7 protein-coding genes are annotated in these 8245 nt (G+C 38.3%); 4 read left to right on the top strand and 3 right to left on the bottom strand.

The window, feature by feature from the left end:
• The coding region (locus ACI4WO_RS06370; RefSeq protein WP_439806724.1) for a hypothetical protein at positions 1-958 on the bottom strand (958 nt) is incomplete at its 3' end.
• A gap of 462 nt (positions 959-1420) precedes the next feature.
• Here ACI4WO_RS06370 and gap point away from each other — a divergent pair.
• The 3 genes from gap to ACI4WO_RS06355 all read left to right on the top strand — a co-directional run bounded on the left by gap (position 1421) and on the right by ACI4WO_RS06355 (position 4217).
• Positions 1421-2458 (top strand): type I glyceraldehyde-3-phosphate dehydrogenase, encoded by a 1038-nt coding sequence (gene gap, locus ACI4WO_RS06365; protein WP_439806723.1) that lies wholly within the window; start codon positions 1421-1423, stop codon positions 2456-2458.
• A 77-nt stretch (positions 2459-2535) separates the two neighbouring features.
• Entirely contained in the window at positions 2536-3396 is an 861-nt protein-coding gene (locus ACI4WO_RS06360; RefSeq protein WP_439806722.1) for a hypothetical protein, read from the top strand.
• Positions 3397-3407: 11 nt separating this feature from the next.
• Positions 3408-4217: a tetratricopeptide repeat protein gene (locus tag ACI4WO_RS06355; protein WP_439806721.1), complete on the top strand. Its 810-nt coding sequence runs from the start codon at positions 3408-3410 to the stop codon at positions 4215-4217.
• A gap of 45 nt (positions 4218-4262) precedes the next feature.
• Here the strand turns inward: ACI4WO_RS06355 and glgB are convergent, their stop codons facing one another.
• Positions 4263-6059, bottom strand: a complete 1797-nt coding sequence (glgB, locus tag ACI4WO_RS06350) for a 1,4-alpha-glucan branching protein GlgB (RefSeq protein WP_439806720.1) — start codon at positions 6057-6059, stop codon at positions 4263-4265.
• On the bottom strand, positions 6046-6498 hold the full coding sequence (locus ACI4WO_RS06345) for a MarR family winged helix-turn-helix transcriptional regulator (RefSeq protein ID WP_439806719.1): 453 nt from the start codon (positions 6496-6498) through the stop codon (positions 6046-6048). Before ACI4WO_RS06345 ends, glgB begins: the two co-directional genes overlap by 14 nt.
• 262 nt (positions 6499-6760) lie before the next feature.
• On the opposite strand from ACI4WO_RS06345, the gene ACI4WO_RS06340 reads away from it, so the two are divergent.
• Entirely contained in the window at positions 6761-8089 is a 1329-nt protein-coding gene (locus ACI4WO_RS06340) for an aspartate kinase (protein WP_439806718.1), read from the top strand.
• Positions 8090-8245: the final 156 nt, after the last annotated feature.

Below are 8245 nucleotides of genomic sequence, written 5' to 3'. Positions count from 1 at the left end.
TATTGCAAAACGGAAACCGCATACTAAAGCTGCGTTTTTCATCTGAACTGCCGGATACGTAAAGCGTACCCCCGAAAGTCCTGCAGAATCGGCTGACAACAAAAAGGTCGGAATCCACTTCATCTCCTTTATACAATTCAGCATCTCTGCTGAAGGTTCTGCTTCCGGAATCCAGACCGCTGCTTTCTGCTTTGGCAGTTATTGATACAAAATCGCCTATTCGTTCGGCAGTAAATATAATAACATTGTTTTCCGGATTTCTGCCGTTGACAAGTACTACCAGAGAAAGCAGGCATGCAACAAGTCTTTCAGTATCAGCCTTTATATACAGTTCCTTTTCAATTTCCGGACGAATTTCGATGTTATCTCCCAGTATCTGCCGGCAGTTTTTTATAAATTCTTCTGTAACGACTGATAAATCAATTTTTTCATATGTCAGGCTGCCATCCGTATACCTTATAAGTTCATTCGTGTTTACTACTGTCCTGAGCAGCTTATAGCAATTGCCCATTGTTATATCCAGGTATTTATGGTCAGAATAAAGATCTGCCTCATCAAGTACATTATGAAGCATATTGCTGGAAAATGTTATTGCAGTGACAGCCTGTCGTACAACACTTGACTGATTCATAAGAAATTCTCTGATTCCCTTGCATTTAATAAAGGAAAACATAACGTCATCGCCGTTGCTCTGGATAACATATATACCGTTTTCACAATCCGGAAAATTTATTACCCGGCAGGAAAAAATCAGTCCGTTATATTTTACATAGTATTCTCCGCTTTCAAGCGGCAGACGTTCATCACAAAACAGCTCCCGGCAGCTTATTCCGCTGAAAGCTGAATCTTTATCATCTTTATTGCACCATAAAACATTAAGATCATAATCCGTTATATATACATTTTCTGACGAATGTCCGAATAAATCTTTTAAAACATCAATATTATTGTTATGCATCAGGTTCTCCTTCCGCCGGTAATATCATTCTTCTTTATTATACAACAAATTTATGAATAAATTAAGTACAAATAACAATTTATTAAAATAAATTGTTAAAAAACAACAAGATTTCAGTCTGATTTCGTCGATTTTTATCGTTTGTAACAACCCCCCTCCGCTTTTTGAAAAAAGCTTGGCAAAAACTTCCGGACATGGCTTTCTTTTATGAGGTACTTTAAATAAGGCTTGACCACCTCCTTTTTGAAAAAAAGGAATATATTTTTTCAGGGAAGCATGATAATAAAATATTTTAATAATTTCCCATAGTGAAAAGCAACAAATTCGAGCTTGATTTTCTGTGATTTTTGACAGTAATAACATTTTCGGAAATAAAATTAGTTATTTTTTTGTCAAAGCACTTGAAAAAAATTATAAATTAGTGTACAATAATAATATAAATATTTAGGAGGTAATTTTCCAATGTCAGTAAAAGTTGCTATTAATGGTTTCGGCCGTATCGGTCGTCTTGCATTCAGACAGATGTTCGGTGCAGAAGGTTATGAGGTTGTTGCTATCAACGATCTTACAAAGCCTTCAATGCTCGCTAACCTGCTCAAGTATGATACAGCTCAGGGCGGTTACTGCGGAAGAATCGGTGAAAATCTTCACACTATCTCTGCTGATGACGAAGCTGGTACAATCACAGTTGACGGCAAGACTCTTACAATTTATGCTAAGGCTAATGCCGCTGAACTCCCATGGGGTGAAATCGGTGTTGACGTAGTTTTAGAGTGCACAGGTTTCTACTGCTCAAAGGACAAGTCTCAGGCGCACATTGATGCAGGTGCTAAGAAGGTTGTTATTTCTGCTCCTGCAGGCAAGGATCTTAAGACTATTGTTTACAGTGTAAATGAAAAGACACTGACACCTGATGACAAGATCATTTCAGCTGCTTCATGCACAACAAACTGCCTCGCTCCTATGGCTGACACACTTAACAAGTATGCAGAAATCCAGAGCGGTATCATGTCAACAATCCACGCTTATACAGGCGACCAGATGATTCTTGACGGTCCTCACAGAAAGGGTGACCTGAGAAGAGCAAGAGCTGGTGCTGCTAACATCGTTCCTAACTCAACAGGTGCTGCTAAGGCTATCGGTCTTGTAATTCCTGAACTCAACGGCAAGCTCATCGGTTCTGCACAGAGAGTTCCTGTACCAACAGGTTCTACAACAATCCTGACAGCTGTTGTTAAGGGCAAGGATGTTACTGCTGAAGGCATCAACGCTGCTATGAAGGCTGCTGCTTCCGAATCATTCGGTTACAATGAAGATCCTATCGTTTCTTCAGACGTTATCGGTATGAAGTACGGTTCACTCTTTGATGCTACTCAGACAATGGTTTCAAAGATTGCTGACGATCTGTATGAAGTTCAGGTTGTTTCATGGTATGACAACGAAAACTCATACACAAGCCAGATGGTTAGAACAATCAAGTATTTTGCTGAACTGGGCTAATCAAAACCTATTTATAGCTTAATATTATAAAGCGGCTCATAATTGAGTCGCTTTTATTTTAATAAAGGAATGTGACAATGAAAAATTTATTTGGGATAAATATTACCGAATCAAAGGATAATATGGAAGAAGACGGCTCTGTGTTTATTTCAAGACAGGTAACGCCGCAGCAGCGTGACCGGCTGGAGACTTTTTTTCATACAGGTGAAGAGCTTGAGAAAAAATCCGGACTTTCATTGCCGCTGGATATACTGATGACTATATGCGGCGGACTGGGTACTATAATTTTAGTGTCTGATTTAAAAATCCTTCTTGATAAGGATGATATAACTTTAGCACAGGCTTATCATAATGCGCCATATCTTTTTTATATTGAAGGAATTTGCTGGATCATATTTTTTATACTTTGGGCAGTTAAAAAGATAAAAAACCGAAAGGTTATGGAAAGTGAGGAATTCTCGGATTTTTCTGATGATATGGAAAGCATATATAATGAATCGGTGAGCCAGCTTGAAATACCCGAAAATGCTGTAGAAATAGATGTATTGTCATTCAGATACAAAATAAAAAATGATAAAGAAAAAGTCGTGCCGTCTTTTAACTTTGACTATGTAAATATTTGTAAGTACGTCTATGCTCAGGATAGATATTTATGTATTGCAGATATGTATGAAGTTATGATGATTCCTCTTGAATCAGTAAAAAGAATAAAAAAAGCCAAGAAAAGAGCAATGTTTCCTTATTGGCACAAGGTAGAAGACTATAATTCAAAAAAATATAAAGAATATAAAATTACTCAGAATAGTCAGAATATATATTATGCCAATTACTATATTATAGAAATAGAAGATATAATAGGAGAATTTGAACTTTATATTCCCAATTATGATATTGAAATTTTTTCAGCACTTACGAATGTACAAACTGAGGAATTATAAAGGAGAAAATCATGAAATCAAAAATGCTTACTATCATAAGCGTTATCATTATCGCTGCCATAGCCATTCTTACAGTATATGCAGCATTTATAGCAGAGGAAAAAGATTACCGTCTTATTGCAAAGGCAGTTATCGTTATGGTTTCCTACATATTGGCACTAATGGGATTTAAAAGAAAAGGTTCAATAAACTATGGTGACTACAGAGTATATAAGGACAAATATAAGGATATTATAAATGACGCCTTTGAGCATGACAGCAAAAGCTATAAACAGCTTATGAAAGCAATTCACATGTTCAATATTGACAAAGATAAGGAAGCTCTTAAAATACTCAACAAGCTGGAAGACAGCTGTGTATCCATAAGCGATCATTCAGCAGTACTTACATTCAAGGCACTTGTTTTAAGGGATCAGAATATGTCAAATGCTGCTGCTGAAACCTATGAAGAACTGCTTAAATCAGATGTCAGCAATTCCAGAGCATGGTCGAATCTGGGACTTATTTACTATGAACAGGGCAGGACGGCAGAAGCCTGCAGAGCCTATGAAAACGCTGTGACGTACAATCCTGATAATGCCTATGCCTACTGCAATCTTGCGTCGTTTTATGTTAATAACAATGAACCGCAGAAAGCACTGGAAAACGCCATGCATGCTCTTGAAATAAACGGGAAATTGTATCAGGCAATGAGTGCGGCATCTGTTGCCTGCAAATTGTTGGGTGATGACGAAATGTCTGAAAAATACTTTAAAATGTATGGTACAAACGGCGGCGATACCAAAAATCTCAGACAGGTTCTGGAAAACATTTCGGCATAAAATAAAAGTTCCGGTCAAGCCTTTTCAACGGGCCTGACCGGAATTTTAATACGCTTTAAACATTATACCCGTCTGGGGCGTTACTGTCAGAGTGAAAATTTCGCTCTGACCTTTCTTTTTGGCAGCAATATAAGGAGATTTTTTTCGTGGAACATCTCCGCCGTATTCCTCCCAGCGGCTGTTTAAAAGCTCTTTGAGTTTTGAATATTTTCCGGCTGCAAAGGATACCTTCTGCTCTGTACCAGAAAAGTTAAACACACTTATAACACTGTGAGTTCCGAAGCTTCTTTCAAAAACGTAAACGCACTGTTCACAGTCATCTGCAACAAGCCATCTGAAATTGCTCATATCATATTCGCCGTTATAAAGAGCCGGATTTTCAGTATACAATTCATTTAATTTGCAGATATATTTTCGGAAAGCATCATGAAGAGGATAATGCAGTATATCCCAGTCCTGTTCACGATCCTCTGCCCATTCACGGAACTGTCCTATTTCATTTCCCATGAAGTTCAGCTTTTTGCCCGGATGAGCATACATGTACATGTACAATGCACGGCACTGCATAAACTTTTCATCATAATCCCCATACATTTTCTGGATTATAGTAGCCTTGCCGTGAACATTTTCATCATGGGAAAAGGGGAGAATAAAAAGTTCGCTGTAAAAATACGCCATAGAAAAGGTCAGTTTGTAATAGTGATTATGGCGTTCCCACGGGGCTGTTCTGAAAAAGTCAAGGGTATCATTCATCCAGCCAAGATCCCATTTATAGTCAAAGCCCAGACCGTCATATTCAACAGGAGCAGTAATTTTGGGGAAAGAAGTTGAGTCCTCAGCAATCAGCATTGCCGAAGGATGACGCTTGCGAAGACCTGTATTCATATTTTTCAGAAAGCTTACCGTATGGTCATTTACGCCTCTTGCAGGATCTCCGCCCCAGTATATGGCACGGCTTATAGCGTCCATTCTCAGTCCGTCAAAATGAAATTTTTCAAGCCAGAAATTGGCGGCGGACTGTACAAAGCATCTTGTTTCGTTTCTGGAATGATTGAAATTACACGTTCCCCATTCGCTGATACCCACATCTGACGGCGGATATTCATAAAGAAAAGTGCCGTCATATTTTGCAAGACCATATCCGTCAACAGCGAAATGTACCGGTACAAAATCCATTATAACGCCGATTCCGTTCTGGTGGCACTTATCCACAAGCTCCATAAGCTGAGCCGCCGTTCCGTATCTGGAAGTAGGACTGAAAAATCCGGTATTCTGATATCCCCATGAACAGTCTGCCGGATGTTCTGACAGCGGAAGAAATTCCAGATGTGTATAATGATTTTGCTTTGCATAGTCAATAAGCATATCGGCTATCTCACTGTAATTATACCAGCCGTTGGGATTATCGGGATTTGTTTTCCATGAACCCAGATGAACCTCATAAATATTCATTGGTGAATTATAATTTTTATTTCTGCTGTGCATCCATTTTTCATCGGAAAAATTATATTCCTCCAGATTTACAATGTATGTAGCAAATGCAGGACGCAGCTCCATTCCAAAGCCGTATGGATCACAGTGTTCCACACGTTCTCCGTTTTTTGTATATATCACATATTTATATATATCTCCGAAATGTGCCTTATCTGATTCAAATTCATAAATACCGACGCTGTCACGTTTCATGGGTTCTTCCGTCCAGCCGTTGAAGCTGCCGAAAATATTTACCTTTTCAGCTCCCGGAGCATATGTTCTGAAAACAATTTTTGAATTTTTCCTGTGTGCTCCAAAATATTCATATGCGTCAAATACTGTTCCGGCAAAAAAATCATTTATATTCATTTGTCTTCCGCCCACTTTCTGCTTTTTCTATTATTTCTGCGGCTCTTGCAATAAGCCTTACAAATTCCTGAGCATCGTCACCCATACGCCTGAGACTTTTTTCAACATCATTGTAAACCGATCTGCGAGCCTTTATTATGTATTCAATACCCTCGTCTGTAAGGGAAATCATAACACTTCGCTTGTCAGATTCCGCCTGTTCACGCTTTATAAAACCTTTTTTCTCAAGAATTTTTAATGCCGCCGACACTCTTGCACTTGTCATACTCAGTTCTCTGCAAAGTTCCACAGGCTTTTTCGGTTTGTTTTCACATATATACAAATGATTCAAAAGCTTGTGTTCACCCTGAAGAAAGAAATCACAGTCAGATATAGGCGGTTTATAATATGAATTTCTGAGGGAATCCATAAGTTTTTCAGTTAAATGTTCGTAATTCATAATATCCTGACCTGGTTTTTACCTCTTTTCTGCAAAAAAAGCTAACACTATTAACTACTTTTATATTTTACCATATATCAACTACTTTGTCAACAATGTGCATGATGTTTCTTGTCTTTCTCTGGCGTACAAGCGTATTCGACAAAAGAACACAAAAAAATCACCTATATTTTGTATTTTATTACACTTGATTTTTTTCATAAAATGCCATATACTAATAATTGCGTGATTTCAGACAAAAATATTTAAGGAGTATAGATAAATGAGCGTTAAAGTGGTAAAATTCGGCGGCAGCAGTCTTGCAGATGCAAAGCAGATAACAAAAGCCGCAAACATAATCAAAAGCGATGAAAGCCGCAGGTATGTAGTGCCTTCCGCACCGGGAAAAAGATATTCTGACGATATAAAAGTAACTGATATGCTTTATAACTGCAACAAGCTGGCAATGGAAAACCAGAGTATTGACGCAGCTTTCAGTGCTATTGAAGACAGATACAACGGTATTATAAGGGATTTAGGTCTTGACCTTTCTCTTGACAAGGAATTTGAAGAGATCCGGAAAAACATTTCAGCCAAGGCAGGCAGTGAATATGCCGCAAGCAGAGGCGAATATTTAAACGGTATTATAATGGCATCCCTTTTAGGATATGAATTTATTGATGCTGCATCTGTTATCGTTTTCAATGAGGACGGCAGCTTCAGCAGTGAAAAAACTCAGCCGAATCTCAGAAAAAAGCTTCAGAATACACAAAGAGCAGTTATTCCGGGATTTTACGGTGCTGATGTAAACGGAAATGTAAGAACATTTTCAAGAGGCGGCTCTGATGTTACCGGTTCAATTATTGCAAGTGCTGTAAAGGCTGACGTGTATGAGAACTGGACTGACGTTTCAGGTGTTTTAGTATCTGATCCGAGAATTGTTGAAAATCCTAAGCCTATCAGCGTTATAACATATAAGGAACTTCGTGAGCTTTCATATATGGGTGCTACTGTTTTGCATGAGGATGCAATTTTCCCGGTAAGAGCCGCTGGTATTCCTATTAATATTAAAAATACAAACAGTCCGGAAGAACCGGGTACAATGATAGTTTCAGAAGTCCCTGACGATGAGTTCAGCAAGTATACTATTACTGGTATTGCTGGTAAAAAGGGATTTGCTGCAATAAATATTGAAAAAGCTATGATGAACAGTGAGCTTGGTTTTTGCCGCAAGGTTCTGGAAGTTTTGGAAAGCAACGGAATTTCAATTGAGCATATGCCTTCAGGAATAGATACGCTTTCTCTTATTTTCCCTTACAGCCAGATTGAGGGCAAGGAAGACGAGGTTATTTCCCAGATAAGAAAAGCTGTTGCTCCTGATCATATTGAACTGGAAAAAGAAATCGCCATGCTGGCGGTTGTAGGACGCGGAATGATTCGCACAAGAGGTACTGCTGCGAGAATATTTGCTTCAATGGCACATGCAAGAATAAATGTAAAAATGATTGATCAGGGTTCAAGTGAGCTTAATGTAATTATTGGTATCGGTGAAGCTGATTTTGAAGAAGCCATCAGAAGAATATATGATATGTTTATAAATTCAGTGGATTGATCGTATCAAAAGGCTGAAGACTTTTTGACTGATTTTGCAGTCAGTAACTGTAAATTTATTATAATGCAAAAAGAAATCACAGCGGTATTTTTTCACCGCTGTGATTTTTTCAGCTCTCAAGGATTATTCTGGATGTATCTTCCCCTCTGAGAGCAA

Source organism: Porcipelethomonas sp. (assembly GCF_051893655.1).
Taxonomy (GTDB): Bacteria; Bacillota; Clostridia; order Oscillospirales; family Ruminococcaceae; genus Porcipelethomonas.
This window is presented reverse-complemented; position numbering and strand designations above follow the sequence as displayed.